Raw genomic sequence first — 2,375 nt, forward strand, 5'->3', positions numbered from 1 at the left:
TTGGGCATCACCGGCAGGCGCTCCAGCACCACGAACGCCGACGGCACCATGTACCCCGGCAGCCTGCCCTCCAGCCCACGACGCAGCGCCGCCACACTGATTTCGTGCGTGCCGTCGCCCGACACATACCCCACCAGACGCCGGCCTTCGCCCACGCCCCTGAGTTCCGCCGCCGCCTGCCTCACGCCTTCCACCTGGCGCAGCGCCGCCTCGATCTCCCCCAGCTCGATGCGGAAACCGCGCAGCTTCACCTGCTGGTCGATCCGCCCCAGGAAGTCGATCGTCCCGTCTTCGCGACGCCGGCACAGGTCGCCCGTGCGGTACAGCCGCGCGCCGTCATCACGGAACGGATCGGGGATGAACTTCTCCGCCGTCTGCCCCGGACGACCCAGATACCCGCGCGCCAGCGTCGCCCCGCCGATGCACAGCTCGCCGAGCGCCCCCACCGGCACTTCGTTGCCCGCGTCGTCCATCACGTACGCCACCCGCGACGCGTATGGCACCCCGATCGACACGATCGCCTGCTCCACGTCCGGGGCCTGCGTATGCCGGTACAGGCACGCCACCGTCGTCTCCGTCGGGCCGTAGAGGTTGTCCAGCCGGATCGACGCCAGCGGCCCCTCGCGCCACTGCCGCAGCGCGTCGCCGGGCAGCCCCTCGCCGCCCACCGTGATCTGCCGCAGCGACGCGAGCCGTTCGCGCGACGGCGGCTCGCGTAGCCACTGCTGCCAGTACGCCGTCGGGATCCGCGAGAACGTCACCTTGCCTTCGGCCAGATGCCGGCTCGTCGTCTCCAGGTCCCAGAGCTGGGGCCCGCGCATCTCCACCTGGCCGCCCTGCATCAGCGCGGGCAGCATCTCGTGCAGCGCCACGTCGAAGTTGATCGTCGACGACTGCAGCTGACGGTCCGACGACGTGATCCCGTAGGTCGCGATGAAGTCTTCCAGGTGCAGGCCCAGCGCGCGATGGCTGATCGCCACGCCCTTGGGCCGCCCCGTCGAGCCCGACGTGTAGATCACGTAGGCCAGTTGCTCCGGATGTACCTGTACCTCGAACGGCGCGTCGCTCTCCTGAGCCACGTCCGCGATGTCGATCACCTCGCAGCCCGCGAGCAGCCCCGCGAGCCGCGACGCCGTCGCGCCGTCCGCGATCACGCGGCGCACGCCCGCGTCTTCCATCATCATCGCCAGGCGCTCGGCCGGATACTCCGGGTCCAGCGGCACGAACGCCGCGCCCGACTTGAGCACGCCCAGCAGTGCCGCGATCACGCCCGCCGAGCGCGTCAGGCACAGGCCGATGCGTTCGTCACGCAGGGCCGTGCCCGTGCTCGTGTCCGGCAATGCCAGCCGACGCGCGATCCGGTTCGCCCAGCCTTCCAGTTCGCCATAGCTGAGCCGCTCGCCCTCGCAGTGCACCGCCTCCGCGTCCGCACGCATCTGCGCCTGCTGCGCGATGCGCCGCATCACCGGCTCGAACGGCCGCGACGGCGGCTGCGTGTGCCAGTCGCCTTCCACAGCCAGTGCGATCGCGCCCAGCGGCAGGGTCTCTTGCGTCGATTCCTCTCCAGCAATCTGCCCCAGAATCTCCACGTAATGGCCGAGCATGCGCGACACCACCGCCTCGTCCAGCACGTCGCGCGCATAACCCAGCGACACCGCGATCGAGTCCCCATCGGCCACGTTGAGCACCAGATCAAAGCGCGCCGTCTGCGCCTCGCCCGCCACGCCGTGGATCGTCAGCCCCGGCAGCGTCACCGCCCCGCGGCCCGCGCCCGCGTAGTTGAACATCGCCTGGAACAGCGGCGTGTGGCTCAGGCTGCGCGCCGGCTGCAGCGCATCCACCAGCCGCGCGAACGGCAGGTCCTGGTGCGCCTGCGCCTCCACCACGCGGTCGCGCACCTGCGCGAGCAGCGCGCCGAAGTCGTGCACGCCGGCCAGTTCCGTGCGGATCACCAGCGTGTTCACGAAGAAGCCGATCAGCCCCTCCGTCTCCAGCCGGTCGCGCCCCGCCGCCGGCACGCCCACGCGGATATCCTTCTGCCCGCTGTAGCGCGCGAGCAGCAGGTCGTAGGCAGCGAGCAGCGTCATGAACAGCGTCGCGCCGTGACGTTGCGAGAGCCGGCGCAGCGCCGCCGAGAGCGCGGGCGTGAGCCGCGTGTCCACGCGCCCGCCTTCGGCGCTGCGCAGCCCCGTGCGCTTGCGCGCGAGCGGCAGCTCCAGCACCGGGTGCTCGGTGCCCAGGCGCGCGCGCCAGTAGCCGAGCTGCGTCTCGATGGCCGCCTCGTCGAGCCATTCGCGCTGCCACAGCGCGTAGTCGCCGTACTGGATCGGCAGCGGCGCGAGCGCGGGCTCGGCGCCGCGGCAGCATGCTTCGTA

Annotated in this window: 1 protein-coding gene; it reads right to left on the bottom strand. The window is 71.5% G+C overall.

The features are described 5' to 3' along the window. On the bottom strand, positions 1-2,375 hold a 2,375-nt coding region (locus U5775_RS38665; RefSeq protein ID WP_322063393.1), incomplete at both ends, for an amino acid adenylation domain-containing protein.

The organism is Paraburkholderia sp. J63 (assembly GCF_905220245.1).
Lineage (GTDB): Bacteria > Pseudomonadota > Gammaproteobacteria > Burkholderiales > Burkholderiaceae > Paraburkholderia.